The sequence below is a fragment of the Qipengyuania sp. HL-TH1 genome, assembly GCF_036365825.1.
GTDB lineage: Bacteria > Pseudomonadota > Alphaproteobacteria > Sphingomonadales > Sphingomonadaceae > Qipengyuania > Qipengyuania profunda.
The window spans coordinates 1,027,510-1,044,897 of sequence record NZ_CP142675.1 but is presented as its reverse complement, the minus strand read 5'-3'; the positions used below and the strand labels follow the sequence as shown (position 1 = coordinate 1,044,897).

At 64.3% G+C, this 17,388-nt stretch carries 19 protein-coding genes; 8 read left to right on the top strand and 11 right to left on the bottom strand.

All coding sequences use genetic code 11. The features are described 5' to 3' along the window. Genes VWN43_RS05690 through VWN43_RS05675 form a run of 4 tightly spaced genes read right to left on the bottom strand, consistent with a single transcriptional unit; the run spans position 1 to position 4,141 of the window. Positions 1-948, bottom strand: coding sequence for a DUF481 domain-containing protein (locus VWN43_RS05690; protein WP_330768343.1), 948 nt, complete (start codon positions 946-948; stop codon positions 1-3). 56 nt (positions 949-1,004) lie between these two features. Beyond that, complete coding sequence (locus tag VWN43_RS05685; protein WP_253515970.1) at positions 1,005-1,769, bottom strand: ABC transporter permease; 765 nt, start codon at positions 1,767-1,769, stop codon at positions 1,005-1,007. After that, positions 1,766-2,704, bottom strand: a complete 939-nt coding sequence (locus tag VWN43_RS05680; protein ID WP_320180321.1) for an ABC transporter ATP-binding protein — start codon at positions 2,702-2,704, stop codon at positions 1,766-1,768. The genes VWN43_RS05685 and VWN43_RS05680 overlap by 4 nt, the downstream gene beginning before the upstream one ends. 6 nt (positions 2,705-2,710) lie before the next feature. Further along, the gene (locus VWN43_RS05675; RefSeq protein WP_320180322.1) at positions 2,711-4,141 is read right to left on the bottom strand and encodes an 8'-apo-carotenoid 13,14-cleaving dioxygenase; all 1,431 of its coding nucleotides are present in this window, start codon (positions 4,139-4,141) and stop codon (positions 2,711-2,713) included. Between the two features lie 45 nt (positions 4,142-4,186). On the opposite strand from VWN43_RS05675, the gene VWN43_RS05670 reads away from it, so the two are divergent. After that, entirely contained in the window at positions 4,187-4,753 is a 567-nt protein-coding gene (locus tag VWN43_RS05670; RefSeq protein ID WP_320180323.1) for a TetR/AcrR family transcriptional regulator, read from the top strand. Position 4,754: 1 nt separating this feature from the next. Here the strand turns inward: VWN43_RS05670 and queA are convergent, their stop codons facing one another. The 5 genes from queA to VWN43_RS05645 all read right to left on the bottom strand — a co-directional run bounded on the left by queA (position 4,755) and on the right by VWN43_RS05645 (position 8,268). Beyond that, complete coding sequence (queA, locus tag VWN43_RS05665; RefSeq protein ID WP_320180324.1) at positions 4,755-5,783, bottom strand: tRNA preQ1(34) S-adenosylmethionine ribosyltransferase-isomerase QueA; 1,029 nt, start codon at positions 5,781-5,783, stop codon at positions 4,755-4,757. Between the two features lie 37 nt (positions 5,784-5,820). Continuing rightward, the gene (locus VWN43_RS05660; RefSeq protein ID WP_320182115.1) at positions 5,821-6,513 is read right to left on the bottom strand and encodes a peptidylprolyl isomerase; all 693 of its coding nucleotides are present in this window, start codon (positions 6,511-6,513) and stop codon (positions 5,821-5,823) included. An 83-nt stretch (positions 6,514-6,596) separates the two neighbouring features. After that, entirely contained in the window at positions 6,597-7,106 is a 510-nt protein-coding gene (coaD, locus tag VWN43_RS05655; protein ID WP_253516010.1) for a pantetheine-phosphate adenylyltransferase, read from the bottom strand. Then, complete coding sequence (locus tag VWN43_RS05650) at positions 7,106-8,014, bottom strand: polyprenyl synthetase family protein (RefSeq protein WP_320180325.1); 909 nt, start codon at positions 8,012-8,014, stop codon at positions 7,106-7,108. Before VWN43_RS05650 ends, coaD begins: the two co-directional genes overlap by 1 nt. After that, entirely contained in the window at positions 8,011-8,268 is a 258-nt protein-coding gene (locus VWN43_RS05645) for an exodeoxyribonuclease VII small subunit (RefSeq protein ID WP_253516016.1), read from the bottom strand. Before VWN43_RS05645 ends, VWN43_RS05650 begins: the two co-directional genes overlap by 4 nt. A gap of 62 nt (positions 8,269-8,330) precedes the next feature. Here VWN43_RS05645 and VWN43_RS05640 point away from each other — a divergent pair, with 62 nt between their 5' ends. The 5 genes from VWN43_RS05640 to VWN43_RS05620 are packed head-to-tail and all read left to right on the top strand — an operon-like array spanning position 8,331 to position 12,777. Further along, positions 8,331-8,726, top strand: a complete 396-nt coding sequence (locus VWN43_RS05640) for a DUF2177 family protein (protein WP_320180326.1) — start codon at positions 8,331-8,333, stop codon at positions 8,724-8,726. Positions 8,727-8,729: 3 nt separating this feature from the next. After that, entirely contained in the window at positions 8,730-9,401 is a 672-nt protein-coding gene (locus tag VWN43_RS05635; RefSeq protein ID WP_320180327.1) for a hypothetical protein, read from the top strand. Positions 9,402-9,420: 19 nt separating this feature from the next. Next, entirely contained in the window at positions 9,421-11,667 is a 2,247-nt protein-coding gene (gene purL, locus VWN43_RS05630; protein WP_320180328.1) for a phosphoribosylformylglycinamidine synthase subunit PurL, read from the top strand. Positions 11,668-11,671: 4 nt separating this feature from the next. Continuing rightward, positions 11,672-12,079, top strand: a complete 408-nt coding sequence (locus tag VWN43_RS05625; RefSeq protein ID WP_320180329.1) for a DUF3052 family protein — start codon at positions 11,672-11,674, stop codon at positions 12,077-12,079. A gap of 26 nt (positions 12,080-12,105) precedes the next feature. Continuing rightward, complete coding sequence (locus tag VWN43_RS05620) at positions 12,106-12,777, top strand: nitroreductase family protein (RefSeq protein ID WP_320180330.1); 672 nt, start codon at positions 12,106-12,108, stop codon at positions 12,775-12,777. A gap of 2 nt (positions 12,778-12,779) precedes the next feature. Here VWN43_RS05620 and VWN43_RS05615 read toward each other — a convergent pair whose 3' ends face one another. Continuing rightward, positions 12,780-13,616, bottom strand: coding sequence for a Coq4 family protein (locus tag VWN43_RS05615; RefSeq protein WP_320180331.1), 837 nt, complete (start codon positions 13,614-13,616; stop codon positions 12,780-12,782). A gap of 68 nt (positions 13,617-13,684) precedes the next feature. Continuing rightward, positions 13,685-14,617, bottom strand: a complete 933-nt coding sequence (serB, locus tag VWN43_RS05610) for a phosphoserine phosphatase SerB (RefSeq protein WP_320180332.1) — start codon at positions 14,615-14,617, stop codon at positions 13,685-13,687. Between serB and miaA the strand changes: the two genes are divergently transcribed. Both miaA and ilvB read left to right on the top strand, forming a co-directional pair. Next, positions 14,574-15,527, top strand: a complete 954-nt coding sequence (gene miaA / locus VWN43_RS05605; RefSeq protein ID WP_320180333.1) for a tRNA (adenosine(37)-N6)-dimethylallyltransferase MiaA — start codon at positions 14,574-14,576, stop codon at positions 15,525-15,527. The genes serB and miaA overlap by 44 nt on opposite strands. A 107-nt stretch (positions 15,528-15,634) precedes the next feature. Continuing rightward, positions 15,635-17,386: a biosynthetic-type acetolactate synthase large subunit gene (gene ilvB / locus VWN43_RS05600; RefSeq protein ID WP_320180334.1), complete on the top strand. Its 1,752-nt coding sequence runs from the start codon at positions 15,635-15,637 to the stop codon at positions 17,384-17,386. The last annotated feature ends 2 nt before the right edge of the window (positions 17,387-17,388 follow it).

Below are 17,388 nucleotides of genomic sequence, written 5' to 3'. Positions count from 1 at the left end.
TCAGAAGCCGTAGATGAGGGTGGCGCGGGTCAGCGTGTCGGTGCCTTCCGACCCCGCTGGCGGGTTGCTGTCGTACTCCACCTTGTACGACAGGCGCGAACGCAGCCGGTTGCTGACGTCGAAATCGAGACCGGTCACCAGATTGATCGTTGTGTTGGCCCCATCGAAGATCAGCGTTGCCTCGGCGCCGGTTTCGGCCAGCGCCTCGACATCCTGCGTCAGCTTGAGGCGGTCGAGCACCTGCCAGTCGAAATCGAGCCCGACCAGTCCCGCGATCCGATCCGCGCTGGTTCCGTCGGTGAAATCCGTCACGCGGTAGGCGGGGCCCGCCTTGAGCGAGAGCTTGAGCTCCGGATTGTCGACCACGCGATAACCGAGTCCTCCCGACACCGAATAGCGCGAGGAGAAGCCCTGGATCCGGTCGCGTTCATATTGCGCGAGACCATAGGCGAAGATGTTCTCGTCGAACTGCCAGCGCGGTTCGTAGGAAGCCGCGAACTGTTCGCGGCTGGTGGAGCCGTTCTGCCGCTGGTAATCGGCGCGCAACCTGATCGAATGGGTCCAGTCGATGCCTTCGCGATCGAGCCGCAACGCGGCCACCACCCCGACAGACTCGGTATTGCCGCTCGACTGGAAAGCACCCAGCTCGCCTTCGCCGCTCCAGCGCTCGAACATGCCTGCGTTGATCAACGCGGTCTGCTCCGCCTCGGCCTCGGCCGCACGGCGCGCCGCCAGCGTGATCTTCCACTGGTCGTTGATCGCATCGATCATGCTGCGTTCTTCGGGCCATGTGCTGCGCGCAAGGCCGACAACCGTAGCGACCTTCTTCTCGTCGCCGCTGGCTATGGCTGCATCGATCATCGCGCGTGCGCCCTCGGGAAGCTCGGCGTGAACGGCCGTCCCGGCACAGCCCAGCAGGGTGGAAAAGATCAACGAGATAAAGCGCATGGGCTGCGCGTAGCGCCTAGTTTCGCGCCTCGCCACCCTCCAATCGATGGAACCTGTCAGGCGCGCAGGCGCCAACCGGTCTTGAAGATATAAGCGATCACCGCGACGCAGGTTGCGAGGAAGCCAAGCGTGATGCCGAAGCTGATCCCAATATCGACATCGCTCGATCCGTAAAAGGTCCAGCGCAAGCCGCTGACCAGATAGACGATCGGATTGGCGAGCGCGATCGTGTCCCACGGTTCGGGCAGCATATCGATCGAATAGAAGGTCCCGCCGAGAAAGGTCAGCGGGGTCAGGAACAGCATCGGGATGATGCCGAGCTTCTCGAAATTGTCCGCCCAGATGCCGAGGATGAAGCCGAACAGGCTGAAGGCCGCGGCGACCAGCATGATGTAGCATACCGCCAGCAAAGGATGCGCGATCGAATAATCGACGAACAATCGCGCGGTGAGCAGGATGATCGCGGCGAGCAGCAGGCTCTTGGTCATTGCGGCCCCGACGAAACCGATCAGCGTTTCGGCAACGCCCACCGGCGCGCTGAGCAGTTCGTAGATCGTCCCGGTAAAGCGCGGCATGTAGATGCCGAAACTGGAATTGCTGGTGGTCTCGCCCAGCAGTGTGAGCATCAGCAGGCCGGGAATGATGAAGGCGCCATACTCGACCCCCCCGAGATCGGGCATGCGCCCGCCGATCGCCGCGCCGAAGACGATGAAATAGAGCGAAGTGGTCAGCACCGGCGCAAGCACCGACTGGAACGCGGTGCGCAGGAACCGCATCAGTTCACGGGTGTAGATCGACCAGGTCGAACGCCAGGAGATCATGCCGCCTCCCCCTCGCCCAGCAGCGAGACGAAGATGTCCTCGAGGCTGCTCTCGCGCGTTTCGATGCCGGTGTAGTCGATCTCTGCGGCGATCAGTGCCTTGGTGAGGTCGGCAACCTCGGCCTTGCCCTTGCCGGTCCCGTCGCCGCCGCGATAGCAAAGCGAGGTTCCGCCCTGTTCCAGCTCGACCGGGAAACGGGCGATTGCAGGCGGCAGTACGGTCAGCGGCTGGGCCAGCGCGATATGCGCCTCGGTGCGGCCGAGCCGCGCCATCATGGCATCCTTCTCGTCCACCATCAGCAATTTGCCGCGATTGATGATCCCCACGCGGTCGGCCATCATCTCGGCTTCCTCGATATAATGCGTGGTGAGAATAATGGTCACGCCGCGGCTGCGCATGTCGTCGATGATCGCCCACATGCTCTTACGGAGTTCGACATCGACGCCCGCGGTGGGCTCGTCGAGGAACAGCAAATCGGGCTCATGCGCCAGCGCCTTGGCAATCAGCACCCGGCGCTTCATCCCGCCCGACAACGCCATGATGCGCTCGTCGCGCTTGTCCCACAGGCTCAGGCTGCGCAGGATTTCCTCGATCCGCTCGCGGTTGGGTGCAAGACCGAATAGCCCGCGCGAATAGCTGACCGCACGCTCGACGGGTTCGAACATGTCGGTGCTGAGCTCCTGCGGCACCAGACCGATACGGCTGCGCGCCCGGCGCCAGTCGTTGGCGAGGTCGTAGCCGAAAGCGTGGATCGTGCCCGAACTGGGCCGGACCAACCCGCAGACCGCACCGATCAGCGTGGTCTTGCCCGCCCCATTGGGACCGAGCAGTGCGAAGATCTCGCCCCTGCTGACAGTCAGATCGACATGGTCGAGCGCTTTCAGCCCGCCGGGATAGACCTTCGACAGGCCGCTGAGTTCGAGAATCGGATCCACAGGCTCCTAGCTAGCGGCGATCCAGTTGCCGTGGAAGCCCGGTGGGATGAGATGCGGGATATGGACCGCTGCGACCGGGGAAAGGCTCATCGCGTCGAGTATTTCGAGTGCGCTGGTGCCGTGGTTGCGGTCGATCACATATCCCATCACCCAGCCATCGCCTTCGGGCGCGTCGGCGGATCGCGGAACAAAGACGAATTCACCGGGAATGCGCCCTTCGCCGAAAACGTGCTGCACGCGTTCGCCAGTGGCGAGATCGTGGCGATAGAGCGGCATCGGCGCGACAAAATCCAGATCCCCGTCTTCGGGCATGCCCATCGACCAGAGATAGCGATGAGGCTTGGTGAAATAGCGCTCGTCCGGCCGGGGAAATTCCTGGCCCGCTGCGTCCATGGTGCGGCGGGTGACCTTCCCGCCCTGCCCGTCGACCGTCCAGCGTTCGAGCCCGAGCGCCTTGCCATAGGGCCCCGGCATCTCGCCGTCGAAAATGGTCTCATAGGGGCAGACGTCGATGATCACCTGGCCGGTTTCATCTTCGAAACTGTTGCCGACATGAAAGACATAGCAGGGGTCGACCTCGTGCCACACGACCTCGTCGCCCGTGGCGCCGCGCGGCAGCAATCCGACCCGCGCCTTGTGGTCGCGGTTCCAGCGATAGGGGAATTTGTGGCCTGACATCAGCGCCTGCATCGAGAAGGTGACCGGCAGGTCGAGGATCACCACGAAGTTCTCGGTTAGCGCGCAATCGTGGATCGAGGGTCCATGCTTTACCGCGATTTCGGTTTCGCGCAGCACCTTGCCGTGCCGGTCCATGGCGACGTGGCGAATGGTGTCCTGCGACGGACCATCGTAGCAGATCGCGTGATATTCGCCCGTATCTGGGCATTGATGCGGATGCGCGGTGAAGGAGCCGGTCAGCCCGCCGCCGAAATCGGAATAGGCGACGCTGTCGAGATTGCCGTCGAGCTGGACCGGGAAGCTGTTGGCCTCGACCAGCGCCATGATCGTCCCACCGATATCGAGGACATTGGTGTTGACGGTGTCGCCAAAGCCGCGGCGCGGGCCGCCCACGGCCGGCGGGCCGCCCTTGCCTTCAAGCTCGGCGGAGCGGATGAAGCGGTTGCGATACCATTCGGCCTTGCCATCCTTCAGCCGGACGCCGTGCACCATCCCATCGCCCAGAAACCAGTGGTGGCCCTTGCCGGTTTCGCCGAAAGGATTGGGACCGATCCGGACATAGCGGCCATCGAGTTCGGCGGGAATGGTGCCGGTCACCGCCAGGTTATCGAGCGTGAATTCCTCGGCCAGCGGTGTATGGATGCCGTGCAGGAACGGATTGTCCTCCGCACCCGGCAGACGGGTGCGATTGATGCTGGCAACCGCCTGAAGTGCGGGTGTAACTGCCTTGCGGATGGTTTTCTCGATGACGCTTGCCATGACCGACTCGCTCCGGTTAAAGTGAACGCTGTAAACATAGAGGTCATGCTAACAGTGTCAACATCGCCTGCCAGCTACCATCACGGCAATTTGCGCGACGCCCTGCTCGCCGCCGGGCTGGAAGCGCTCGAAGGGGCCGAGGGCAAGGCCCCCTCGCTGCGCGAACTGGCGCGCCAAGTCGGGGTTTCGGCGACTGCAGTGTATCGCCATTTTCCCGACAAGCAGGCGCTCGACAAGGCGCTTGCGCAAGAGGGCCTCGCGCTACTCGGAAGCGAGCAGGCGAAAGCAGCGAAGAAAGCGGGCGGCGGTGCCGCGGGCTTTGCCGAGACGGGGCGGACCTATGTCCGCTTCGCGCTCGCGCATCCCGCGCTTTTCCGGCTGATGTTCACGCAGGGCCACCCGGTCGACGACCGCGATGCACCCGATCAGGCGCGCGAGTTACTCACCGCGCATACCCAGGCGCTCACCAGCGATCCCGAACGCGCCGAAACGCTCGCACTGCAGGCCTGGTCGATTGCGCACGGGATTGCGATGCTGATGCTCGACGGGCGCATCAGCGCCGATGATGCGCTGATCGACCGCTTGCTCGATACAGACAACGTGTTCCCCTAGATCAGGGAAGCAGCAGCGAGGAATCGCCATAGCTATAGAAGCGGTATTCCTGCGCAATAGCGTGCTCGTAAGCAGCCATCATCCGATCGCGCCCCATCAACGCGCTCACCAGCATCATCAGTGTCGATTTGGGCAGGTGGAAATTGGTCATCAGCCCGTCGATCGCGCGAAACCGGTAACCCGGCGTGATGAAGATGGCCGTATCGCCCGCAAACGGCTGGATCACGCCGTCTTCGCCCGTCGCGCTTTCAAGCAGGCGCAGGCTGGTGGTGCCGACCGCGATGACCCTGCCGCCGGTCTTGCGCACTGCATTGAGCCGGGCGGCGACTGCAGGTTCGATCCGGCCCCATTCGGCATGCATCGCATGGTCGTCGGTGTCGTCCGCCTTGACCGGCAGGAAGGTCCCTGCCCCGACATGCAGCGTGAGTGTTTCGGTCCCAACCCCGGCCTCAGCCAGCGACGCCATTAGCTCGGGCGTGAAATGTAGCGCGGCGGTGGGTGCGGCGACCGCGCCATCCTCCTGCGCGAACATGGTCTGGTAGTCTTCGCGGTCGCGCGCGTCGGTGGCGCGCTTGCCGGCGATATAGGGCGGCAGCGGCATCCGCCCTGCCCGCTCGAGCAGGACCTCGACCGGTTCGTCGCCTGCGAACGCGAGCACGAAGCTGCCATCGGGAAGCCGCTCTTCGGCGAGCGCGGTTACCCCTCCGCCGAATTCGGCGATATCACCGACCCGCAATCTCTTGGCATTGCGCACGAAGGCCTGCCAGCGGCGCAAGTCGATCCGCTTGTGCAGCGTGGCACCGATCTTGGCCTCGCCCCGGCGGCCTTCAAGCTGCGCGGGGATCACGCGCGTATCGTTGAACACCAGCACATCGCCCGCGCGCAGCATATGCGGCAGGTCGCGCACGCCGCGGTCCTTGAAGGGGCCTTCCCCGTGGACGACGAGCATGCGCGCAGCATCGCGCGGACGCGCCGGGCGCAGCGCAATCCGTTCGGGCGGGAGTTCGAAATCGAAGAGGTCGACTTTCATCGCGCCGCCCCTAGTCCGGGTGCGGCGCGATGGAAAGTCAGTTGCCGATCGGCGCGTTCAGATCGCTGGCCGAAATTGCCGCATCGGGCACGCTTAGCGCGGGCATGGCGGGGACCGGCTTGTTGTCCGCAGCGATCGACGCCTGGAGGATCCGGGTGGGGTTCGCGGGCGGCTCGCCGCGCTCGATCGCGTCGACGGCGGCCATATTGGCAATGACGCGCCCGAAATTGGTGTAATTCTCGTCGAGATTGAAGCGCGGATAGAAGACCAGGAAGAACTGGCTGTTCGCGCTGTCGGGGCTGGACGAGCGCGCCATCGACACGCTTCCGCGGACATGCGGCATGCGGTGGAATTCCGCCGCAATGTCGGGCAATTCCGAACCGCCGGTGCCGGTGCCGGTCGGATCGCCGGTCTGCGCCATGAACCCGTCGATCACGCGGTGGAAAATGATCCCGTCATAAAACCCCTGCCGGGTCAGCGTCTTGACCCGCTCGACATGGTTGGGTGCCCAGTCGGGCTTCAGCCGGATCGATACGCGTTCACCATTCGACAGGTCGAGCAGCAGGATGTTTTCGCGGTCCTCGGTCACGTCGAAATTGACCGGCGTGAATACGCGCGTATCGGCTTCCGCTTCGGCGGCAACCGTCGGGTCAGCTTCCTGCGCCTGGGCGGCAAAGGGGGCCGCGGCAAGCGAAAGCGTGGCAGCAATGGCAAGCGAAGTCTTGAGCATCGTCATTCCGTAGCAATGTCCTGGATGGCGGATCGTCTAGCGACCGGCGTCTGTCGGTTCAATGAATAGCTTGGGTAGCCGGGTCAGCCGCCGCGGGGGCCGAGCTTCTGCACCCGTGCCTCGACATCGGCGCGAACGGCAGGGGTCACGAACTTCCCGATCGGGCCGCCATAGAAAGCGATTTCCTTGACCAGACGGCTGGCGATCGGCTGCAGTTCGACATCGGCCATCAGGAAGACGGTTTCGATCTGGTCGTTGAGTTGCCGGTTCATGCCCGTGAGCTGGTATTCATATTCGAAATCGGTCACGCCGCGGATTCCGCGGATGACGATGCCCGCACCCATCTGCTGGGCAAAGTCCATCAGCAGCGAATTGAAGCCGACCACGCGGATGCTCTGGCTCTTGATGCCCGCCACTTCGCGTTCGACCATCGCGATACGCTCGTCATCGTCGAACATGGGCGACTTGGCGATATTGGTCGTGACACCGATGATCAGCTCGTCAACCAGCTTCGCGCCGCGCTCGATGATATCCATATGCCCGAGCGTGATCGGATCGAAGGTCCCGGGGTAAATGCCGATACGCTTGGCCATTAATGATCCCTCTTCACGATGAAACGCGCCAGCTCAACCAGCAGCCGCGCATCCTCGCCATGGCTGGCGAGGTGCCGTCCGGCCTGTTCGACCAGCATGGTCGCCTGCGCGCGCGCCTGTTCGACGCCCATCAGCGTGACGAATGTCTGCTTGCCCTGCACCTCGTCCTTGCGCAGGGCCTTGCCGGCGCGTTCCTCGTCGCCTTCGACGTCGAGTAGGTCGTCGGCGATCTGGAAGGCGAGGCCGATATCACGGGCATAGGCGCGCAAATGCGCCCGTCCTTCGGGTGGCACGCGGCCGAGTACGGCCCCCATCTCGACGCTGGCAGCGAGCAGTGCGCCCGTCTTGAGCTGCTGGAGGCGGGTGATCTGGCGCAGGTCGTAGGCCTGTTCTTCGGACATGATGTCCATCATCTGCCCGCCCGCCATACCGTCATGACCGCTGGCGCGGGCGAGCGTGGCGACCAGCTCGGCACGGACGAAGGGATCGGTGCTGGTATCGGGCTGGCTCAGGATATCGAAAGCCAAGGCATGCAGGCAATCGCCCGCAAGCACGGCGGTCGCTTCGTCGAAGGCGGTGTGCACGGTGGGTTTGCCGTGCCGCAATTCATCGTCGTCCATGCAGGGCAGATCATCGTGGATCAGCGAATAGGCATGGATTGCCTCGACTGCGCAGCCGGCATTGATCGCCGCGCTGCGGTTGACCCCGAACAGGTCGGCGGTCGCGACGAGCAGCAGCGGGCGCACCCGCTTGCCGCCGCCGATCGCGGCATAGCGCATCGCCTCGACCAGCCGCGCGCGGGTATCGTCGGGGACGGGAAGAAACGCGTCGAACGCGCTGTCGATATCGGCCTGGACCCGCTCGAACGCCTCGCCAAGCAGGTCCGGCAGCGCGGTAACCACCGTCACGCGGCGCCGCCTGCATCGAAGGGCTCGGTGCCCGCCGGTTTGCCGTCGGCGCCTGCCACGATCTTCTCGATCCGCGCCTGCGCCGCATCGAGCCGCGCCTGGCACGCCTTGCGCAGTTTTTCACCGCGCTCGTAGAGATCGATGCTCTCGTCCAGCGGCACATCGCCGCTCTCAAGCCGGCGAACCACACCCTCGAGTTCGCGCAGTGCCTGCTCGAAGCTCAAATCCGAAATCTGTGACTGTTCCTCTGCCATCGCAGGCAAGCATTGACGGTCCGCCTGCGCGCGGTCAAGTAAACCCAAACGGGGGAGCCAATATGACGTGGATTGTCGCTGTCATCGCTGTGGCGTTGGTGTTCGGGGCCTTGGATGCGGTGTGGCTGAGCTGGGCCGGACCCAATTTCTATCGCCCCAAACTCGGCGATCTTCTGGCTGACAGTTTCCGCATGGCGCCCGCGCTGGTATTCTACGCTGCCTATGTCGCCGCGGTCGTCTGGTTCGCGGTGCGCCCGGGCCTCGCCCACGGGATCGCGTCCGCCGCGCTCAATGGCGCCCTGCTGGGCGCGATCTGTTATGCGACCTATGATTTGACCAACCAGGCCACGCTGCGGAGCTGGTCGACCACGGTTACCATCGCCGACATCGTTTGGGGCGCGTTCGCTACGGCAGTCGCGGCAAGCGCCGCCACCTTCGCCGCCGACAAGTTCGGCTAGACCATGTTCATCGGCCATTTCGCCCCCGCTTTGCTGGCCCGCGGAATCACCGAGGATGCGCCCAAGCTCGGCGTGCTGTTCATCGCCGCGCAGCTGGTCGACTGGGCATTCTTCACATTCGCGATATTCGGCATCGAGCAGCTTCGCATCGTGCCCGGCATCACTGCGATGAATCCCTACGATCTCGTCTTCATGCCCTATTCGCACAGCCTTCTGGCGACGGCTGGCTGGGCGCTGGTCTTTGGCGTGGTCGTCGGGGTCGTCCTGCGCAACATGGTCGCTGCCGCATGGGGTGTGATCGTGGTGCTTAGCCATTGGCTGCTCGACCTGCTGGTCCATCGCCCCGACCTGACGATCGCGGGCGGCGAGGACAAACACGGGCTTGGTCTGTGGAACACGCCCCATATCGAAATGCCGCTGGAGATCGGCCTCGTCCTGCTTGCCTACTGGTTCTATATCAGCCGGACCAAGGGACCCGTTATCCCGCCGCTGATTCTGCTTGGGGCCATGTTGCTGTTCCAGGCGATCAACTGGTTTGGGCCGCAGCCTGAAACCGCAGGCGTCGGCATGTATCTCTCGGTCTTCCTGTCCTACGGGATCCTGACCGCCATGGCTTTCTGGGTGCAATCGACACGGTGGCATAAAAACCAGCGGGGTCTGGCGGTCGCGGGCTAGCGGGGCTAAGCGCGCGCGCATGGCAACAGTCGAATCCGCGATCACCCCCGAAGTCGTCGAACAGCACGGCCTCAGCCCCGCAGAATACGAACGCGTCCTGCACGCGCTGGGCCGCGAGCCCAATCTGGTGGAGCTGGGCATCTTCTCGGTCATGTGGTCCGAGCATTGCAGCTACAAGAGCTCGCGGCTGCATCTCAAGAAACTGCCGACCGAGGCGCCCTGGGTAATCTGCGGCCCCGGCGAGAATGCCGGCGTCATCGATATCGGCGACGGGCAGGCCGCCATCTTCAAGATGGAGAGCCACAACCACCCGAGCTATATCGAACCCTACCAGGGCGCGGCGACCGGCGTCGGCGGTATCCTGCGCGATGTCTTCACCATGGGCGCGCGCCCAGTGGCCAATGCCAATGCGCTGCGCTTCGGGCGGCCCGACCACCCCAAGATGCAGCACCTCGTCAAGGGCGTCGTCTCCGGCATCGGCGGCTATGGCAATTGCGTCGGCGTGCCCACTGTATGCGGCGAGACCAATTTCCATCCCGCCTATGACGGCAACATTCTCGTCAACGCGATGACCGTGGGCGTGGCCGACCAGGACAAGATCTTCTATTCCGCCGCCACCGGCGTGGGCAATCCGATCGTCTATGTCGGCTCAAAGACCGGCCGCGACGGGATTCACGGCGCGACCATGGCCAGCGCCGATTTCGAGGAAGACGCCGATGCCAAGCGCCCCACCGTGCAGGTGGGCGACCCCTTCACCGAAAAGCTGCTGATCGAGGCCTGCCTCGAACTCATGGCGACCGACGCGATTGTCGCGATCCAAGATATGGGCGCGGCGGGCCTGACCTCGTCCAGCGTAGAGATGGCGACCAATGGCAAGGCGGGCATCCGTCTCGACATGAACAAGGTGCCGTGCCGCGAAGACGGGATGACCCCCTACGAGATGATGCTGAGCGAAAGCCAGGAGCGGATGCTCATGGTCCTCAAGCCCGGCAAGGAAGCCATGGCGCAGGCCATTTTCGACAAGTGGGAGCTCGATTTCGCGATCATCGGCGAAGTCACCGATACGCAGCACATGGTGCTCGAATTCGATGGCGAGGTCGTCTGCGACATTCCGCTCGGCCCGCTGGCAGCCGACGCACCCGAATACGATCGGCCCTACCTGTCCAAGGAAGACTACACTGCCTGGGCGGGCATTGCGCCGATGCGCGAGCGTCCCGACACCGACGATGTGGGCGGTGACGTGATGAAGCTGCTCGCCTCGCCCAACCTGTCCTCGCGCCGCTGGATCGCCGAACAATACGACAGCCAGGTCGGCGCGGACACACTGCAGACCGGCGGCGATGCCGGTGTCGTCCGCGTGCATGGAACGAAGAAGGCGCTCGCGATCACCACCGATTGCACCCCGCGCTATGTTCATGCCGATCCCTATGAAGGCGGCAAGCAGGCGATTGCCGAGGCCTACCGCAATCTGTGCGCGGTTGGCGCGCGCCCGCTGGCGGTGACCAATTGCCTCAATTTCGCCAACCCGCAGCGCCCCGAGATCATGAGCCAGTTCGTCCATGCGCTCGAAGGCATGGGCGCGGCCTGCCGTCTGCTCGACTTCCCGATCGTGTCGGGCAATGTATCGCTCTACAATGAAAGCAAGGCGACCGGGGGTGGCAGCGCGATCCTGCCCACGCCCGCGATCGGCGGCGTCGGCTTGATCGACGATTACGACCGCATGATGACCATGCCGTTCAAGGCAGCGGGCGAAGCGATCTACCTGATCCGCGCCGAACACTGGGCGACCCCCGATCCCGAACGCTCGCATCTGGGCAAATCGCTGTGGCTGTCCGAAATCCATGGCCGCGACGAAGGCCGCACCCCGCCGACCGACCTCACCGTTGAGAAGAACGCGGGCCGGATCGTGCGCCAGCTGATTGCCGACGGGCTGGTCAGCGCCGTGCATGACGTATCGGATGGCGGACTGGCGATTGCGCTGGCCGAAATGGCGATGGCGGGCGGGATCGGCGCCGCGGTCGAATGGCACACGGACTATACGCAGGCACAGTGGTGGTTCGGCGAGGATCAGGGCCGGTATGTGGTGACCGTGCCCGATACCGAGGCGCTCAACCGCGCGCTGGCCAAGGGGACCGAAAGCGACGAAACCGCCTCGATCGGTTTCCGCCGCATCGGCAAGACCGGCGGCAGCACGCTGTTCGGCAAGAGCGTCGATGAAATGCGTGCCGCGCACCAGAGCTTCTTCGCCGACTGGATGGAAGGCTGACGCGGTGGCGGCGGGCTATTCCAACACGCCGCTGGCGAAAAAACTCAGCCTGCGCGATGGGCAAAGGGTGTGGTTCGATGGCATGCCCGAGGCCATCCAGGACGATATCGGCGAATACGCGCTTGAGCTGACCTTCGTCGGCGGACCGGAGGAAGGCCCGGACGCTGCGCATATCTTCGTTACCGAACGGACGCAGCTGGAAGCGAAGCTGCAGACGTTGCGCGATCACATGGCGCGCGACGGGCATGTCTGGGTCAGCTGGCCCAAGCAGGCGGCGAAGCTGCCGACCGACATCACCGAGGACACCATCCGCGAAGTGGCGCTCCCGCTGGGCCTTGTCGATACCAAGGTCTGCGCGGTGGACGAGACCTGGTCGGGCCTCAAGCTGGTGATCCGCAAGGAATTGCGCTGACCCCTGCATGGGCTAGAACACTGCCCATGCGCGACCATGACACCGTCCCCTATTCGCTGCCCGACCTGCCCGACGAGGACCGCATCGCCCGCGCCCGGGCCCTGCGCGACCGGTTGAAACAACGCCGTAGTTGCCGCTATTTCTCGGACCGGGCGGTTCCGCGCGCAATTATCGAGGCGGCGATCGAGGCTGCTGGCAGCGCTCCCAATGGCGCGAACCACCAGCCCTGGCATTTCGCAGGGGTCTCGTCCCCCGACAAGAAACGCGCAATCCGCGAGGCGGCGGAAGCCGAAGAACGCAATTTCTATGCCGGCAAGGCAAGCGGTGAATGGCTCGACGCGCTGGCCCCGCTCGGAACCGATGCGGACAAGCCCTTTCTCGAAACCGCCCCCTGGCTGATCGTGGTCTTCGCCCAGCGCAAGGGCGGGATCGAGGAAGACGGCACCACCCAGAACTATTACGTCAACGAAAGCGTCGGGATCGCCTGCGGCATGCTCATTGCGACGCTGCATGAAGCGGGGCTCGCCACACTGACGCACACGCCCTCGCCCATGGGGTTCCTGCGCGATTTGTGCGGTCGGCCCGATCGCGAGAAACCGCTGATGGTGGTGGTCGTCGGACACCCGGCTCAAGGCGCCACCGTTCCCGCGCATGCGCTGAGGAAGAAACCGCTGGAACAGATTTCCAGCTGGCTGTGATCTCAGGCGGCTGCCGCCATTTCACGCTCGGACTGCTGCGCTAGAAAATCGTAGGGGTCGATCCCCTCTGCCCGCCAGACGCGGTGGCATTCCCGATACCAATTGGGCTCGGGAATGTTCAGTTCGGCGCGCGCTTCTTCGAGATCCTTGGTCAATAGCTCGCGGATCGACAGGCCGACCAGCGTGGGACAGGCCGCGCCGGTCCGGTGGGCCTGGCGTACCGCCTTCAGGATCGGCGCTGCGCTTTTCACCTGCTGTTTCAGATGGAATGAGCCCGCATAGCCGAGCAGCAAGTGCCCCTGGCTGGGCGCCTGGCCATGGGTGAACAGCAGCACGCACTGTTCGCCCAGCGCATCGCGTCCATAGCCGGTCAACACATGCATCAGATCGTGCGTGTCACGCTGCCGGTAACCGAACCACTGGACCAGATCGTCATAGCTGGGCCGACCGGTCTTGTTCGATTCCTCGACCAGTCCGGCAGCGGAGAGACCTTCGCGCTCCATGAAATCGCAATAGGCCTGCGCGACCGAACCTTGGGGGAGCCGTCGCAGGGCCTCGTGATCGTCGAGGATCGGCGGGAGAAAGGGTTCGCTTGCCCGCAACGCCTCGCCATGCGGGCTCAGCGTCAGCGCGCGCACGCGGGGCAGGAATTTGGCGGAGGGAAGCGCGTCGTAGATCCTGAAGACCTCGGCGGTATTTTCCTTGTCCTTGAGCAGCCGGCGAAAGTGTTTCACCGCCGTAAATGGCCGATAGCGAGCCTTGGGGCGGCGCGGGTGCCTCAGCGGGGTGCCGTCGCGCGCGGCATCGAGATCGGCGGAATTGAAGGCGCTGCTGGTCATGGGTCTATTCATATCAGATCGGTCTTTAACGGAAACCGACCTCCCACGATTGGAAATGCTCGCCACGTCTATGCCGGGCTGAATTCCTCGACCCACTCGCTTTCGGGGATGCCGAACAGCTTGAGGATGGGGGTCAGGCCCGCGCTGGCGATCCGGCCATTGGCGGCATCGCGCGCCTTGGGCTTGGCGCGGTAGGCAATTCCGTAATCGGCTGCCTGCAGCATGGGGATGTCGTTCGCACCGTCGCCCGTTGCCAGCACCCGCGCGCCGTCGCCCAGGCCGGTCCGCTCATCCTCCAGCGTCGCCAGCTTGGTCGAGGCATCGCTGACCGGGCCGGCAAGCAGGCCCGTCAACTTGCCCCCCGCCACGCCGAGGCGATTGCCGACCACGCGTTCGAAGCCGAGGTCCTGTGCCACCGGGTCGGCGAAATGATGGAAGCCCCCGGTTACCAGCACGGTCCGGCAGCCTTTGCTGCGCAGGGTCGCGGCCAGCGTGCGGGCACCTTCGACCGGGCGAATCCGCTCGCGCAGGCAGCGGTCGATCGCGCTTTCCTCAAGGCCTTCCAGCAGCCCCACCCGCTCTTTCAGCGCGCTGGTGAAGTCGAGTTCGCCTTGCATTGCGCGCTCGGTGATCGCGGCGACCTGGTCCTTGATCCCCGCATAGTCGGCAAGTTCGTCGATGCATTCCTGGCCGATCATCGTCGAATCCATGTCGGACACGAACAGCCGCGGGATCTCGATTTCGTGATCCGCCACGAGAAGGTCGCATTCGCCGAACTGCTCGACGAGGATCGCGGTAAGCTGCGCGCGGTCGCCATGCGGGAGCGAGAGCTGGAGCACATCGCCGCAGAAGTCGAGCAGCCCGGCCATCGCCACCGGCATATCCGCTGCAGCGCAAGCCTGCATTGCTGCATCGAGGCGTGTTTCCACACCCTCCATGTCTGCTATCAGCCGCGCAATGAGCACCTTGAACCCTCCCGAGAAAAAGCCGGTCGCGCTCATTGCAGGGCCAACCGCGAGCGGCAAGAGCCAACTCGCGGTTGAACTGGCGCAGCGGCTGGCGCGTGCCGGGAGGCGCGGGGTCATTGTCAACGCCGATAGCCAGCAGGTCTATCGCGACCTCACGATCCTCTCCGCGCGTCCGACCGTTGGCGAGATGGGCGGTATAGAGCACCGATTGTTCGGCACCTGGGACGGGGCAGAAGCGTGCTCGGCTACCGATTGGGCCGCTGCCGCGAAAGATGTCATCGCCGAAATCCATGGCGCGGGGGACGTGCCGATCCTGTGCGGGGGAACCGGCCTCTATTTGCGCACGCTGCTCGACGGGATCGCGCCGGTGCCGGAAATCGATCCCGAAATCCGCGAGGCCGTGCGCGCCTTGCAGCAAGCCGATGCGCGTACCGCGCTCGAAAGCGAAGATCCCGGCGCTGCTGCCCGCCTCGCCCCCGCCGATACCACGCGCACGACCCGCGCACTCGAAGTGGTGCGGTCGAGCGGTCGCACATTGGCCGAATGGCAGGCGCAGAAGACCGGCGGGATTGCCGGGGAAATCGCGCTGCATCCGCTCATCCTGCTCCCCGATCGCGACTGGCTGAACGCGCGCTGCGACCTGCGTTTCGAACGCATGCTGGACGCGGGCGCAATTGACGAGGTCGAGGCGCTACTTGCGCGCGACCTCGATCCCGACTTGCCGGTCATGCGCGCAATCGGCGTGCGCGAGATCGCATGGATGCTCCAAGGCGAACTATCGCGCGCTCAAGCTATCGCCGCTGGCCAGACCGCGACCCGGCAGTATGCCAAACGGCAATATACGTGGTTCCGCAACCAGCCCCCGGATGAATGGCCGCGCGCGGATAACAAAACTATTGTCGAGTGCGATTATTTTGTTTCATTGTTTCACGATAACGGTTGACCACGCAATTCAAGGCCCCTATTGGGTGCCTGTCGGCCCGGCGCTATAGACCCCAGCGCCGGGTCGATTTGTGTCTTGCAAGCACCGGAAACGGGCCGGAGGTTAGTGTGAATACCGAGCGCAGCGGCGCTGCAATCCTGATCGAATGCCTCAAGCGGCAGGATGTCGAATTCGTTTTCGGCTATCCCGGCGGCGCGGTCCTGCCGATCTATGACGAGCTGTTCGCCGATGATGGCATCCGCCACATCCTCGTGCGGCACGAAGCCGGCGCCGCGCATGCCGCCGAAGGCTATGCCCGCTCGACCGGCAAGCCCGGCGTGGTGCTCGTCACCAGCGGACCGGGTGCGACCAATGCGGTCACCGGTATTGCCGATGCCTATATGGATTCGATCCCGCTGGTGGTGATCACCGGACAGGTCCCGACGGCGCTGATCGGAACCGACGCGTTCCAGGAGGCCGACACCGTCGGCCTCACGCGTCACTGCACCAAGCACAATTACCTCGTGAAGGACCCCGAGCGCCTGCAAGCAACGATCGAGGAAGCCTTCCGTATCGCCACCACGGGCCGTCCCGGCCCGGTGGTGGTCGACATTCCCAAGGACGTCCAGATCGCGCTCGCCAATTGGGGCGAACAGGACGACACCCCGCTCCCCTCGCACCGCTATCAGCCGCGCATGGTCGGTGCGGCGGACGAGATCGCCGAAGCCATCGACATGCTCGCTGCGGCGGAACGTCCGGTGTTCTATACCGGTGGCGGCGTGATCAATGCCGGGCCGCATGCCAGCGCGATGCTGCGCCGCCTGCAGCATGCCATCGGCGCGCCCGTCACCAGTACGCTGATGGGCCTGGGTGCCTTTCCCGCCGATCACCCCGACTGGCTGGGCATGCTCGGCATGCATGGCACCTATGAAGCCAATATGGCGATGAACCGCGCAGACCTGATCGTCGCGATCGGGGCGCGGTTCGACGACCGGGTGACCGGGCGGCTCGATGCCTTCGCGCCCGAGGCGAAGAAGATCCACATCGACATCGACCGTGCGAGCATCAACAAGATCGTCCCCGTCGATCTCGGCATCGTCGGCGATTGCGCGCATGTGCTCGAGCAGATGCTCGAAGCCTGGGGCGGCCGCAAGCCGCGCGACCTGTCCGAATGGAACGCCCGCATCCTCGGCTGGAAGGCGCGCGACTGTCTTGCCTATCCCGAGCGGGGCAGCGAACAGATCATGCCGCAGAAGAGCATCGAACGGCTGTTCGCGCTCACCCGCGACCACAACCCGATCATCACCACCGAGGTCGGCCAGCACCAGATGTGGGCGGCGCAATATTTCCGGTTCTTCGGCCCGAACAAGTGGCTCACCAGCGGCGGTCTGGGGACGATGGGCTATGGCCTGCCCGCCGCAATCGGCGCGCAATTGGGCAATCCCGGCAGCCTCGTGATCGATATCGCGGGCGAGGCCAGCATCCAGATGAACATCCAGGAACTGGGCACGGCGAGCCAGTACCGCCTGCCGGTCAAGGTGTTCATCCTCAACAACGAATATATGGGCATGGTCCGCCAGTGGCAGGAACTGACCTATGAGAGCCGCTATTCGAACAGCTATTCGGACAGCCTGCCCGACTTCGTGAAGCTGGCCGAAGCTTATGGCTGGAAGGGCATCCGGATCGAGGATGAAAGCCAGCTCGACGCCGGGATCGAGGCGATGCTCGCGCATGATGGCCCGGTGATGGTCGATTGCCAGGTCGCCAAGGAAGCGAACTGCTTCCCGATGATCCCGAGCGGCGCCGCGCATACCGAAATGCTGCTCTATGGCGACCAGGTGGGCGGCACGATGGACGACGAAGCGAAGGCATTGGTGTGATG

What these genes read in the sequence shown, in the direction of transcription:
- VWN43_RS05690 (WP_330768343.1), bottom strand. Translation starts at nt 948, where the DNA reads ATGCGCTTTATCTCGTTGATCTTTTCCACCCTGCTGGGCTGTGCCGGG.
- VWN43_RS05685 (WP_253515970.1), bottom strand. Translation starts at nt 1,769, where the DNA reads ATGATCTCCTGGCGTTCGACCTGGTCGATCTACACCCGTGAACTGATG.
- VWN43_RS05675 (WP_320180322.1), bottom strand. Translation starts at nt 4,141, where the DNA reads ATGGCAAGCGTCATCGAGAAAACCATCCGCAAGGCAGTTACACCCGCA.
- VWN43_RS05670 (WP_320180323.1), top strand. Translation starts at nt 4,187, where the DNA reads ATGCTAACAGTGTCAACATCGCCTGCCAGCTACCATCACGGCAATTTG.
- queA (WP_320180324.1), bottom strand. Translation starts at nt 5,783, where the DNA reads ATGAAAGTCGACCTCTTCGATTTCGAACTCCCGCCCGAACGGATTGCG.
- VWN43_RS05660 (WP_320182115.1), bottom strand. Translation starts at nt 6,513, where the DNA reads ATGCTCAAGACTTCGCTTGCCATTGCTGCCACGCTTTCGCTTGCCGCG.
- coaD (WP_253516010.1), bottom strand. Translation starts at nt 7,106, where the DNA reads ATGGCCAAGCGTATCGGCATTTACCCCGGGACCTTCGATCCGATCACG.
- VWN43_RS05645 (WP_253516016.1), bottom strand. Translation starts at nt 8,268, where the DNA reads ATGGCAGAGGAACAGTCACAGATTTCGGATTTGAGCTTCGAGCAGGCA.
- VWN43_RS05640 (WP_320180326.1), top strand. Translation starts at nt 8,331, where the DNA reads ATGACGTGGATTGTCGCTGTCATCGCTGTGGCGTTGGTGTTCGGGGCC.
- VWN43_RS05635 (WP_320180327.1), top strand. Translation starts at nt 8,730, where the DNA reads ATGTTCATCGGCCATTTCGCCCCCGCTTTGCTGGCCCGCGGAATCACC.
- purL (WP_320180328.1), top strand. Translation starts at nt 9,421, where the DNA reads ATGGCAACAGTCGAATCCGCGATCACCCCCGAAGTCGTCGAACAGCAC.
- VWN43_RS05620 (WP_320180330.1), top strand. Translation starts at nt 12,106, where the DNA reads ATGCGCGACCATGACACCGTCCCCTATTCGCTGCCCGACCTGCCCGAC.
- VWN43_RS05615 (WP_320180331.1), bottom strand. Translation starts at nt 13,616, where the DNA reads ATGACCAGCAGCGCCTTCAATTCCGCCGATCTCGATGCCGCGCGCGAC.
- miaA (WP_320180333.1), top strand. Translation starts at nt 14,574, where the DNA reads ATGAGCACCTTGAACCCTCCCGAGAAAAAGCCGGTCGCGCTCATTGCA.
- serB (WP_320180332.1), bottom strand. Translation starts at nt 14,617, where the DNA reads ATGAGCGCGACCGGCTTTTTCTCGGGAGGGTTCAAGGTGCTCATTGCG.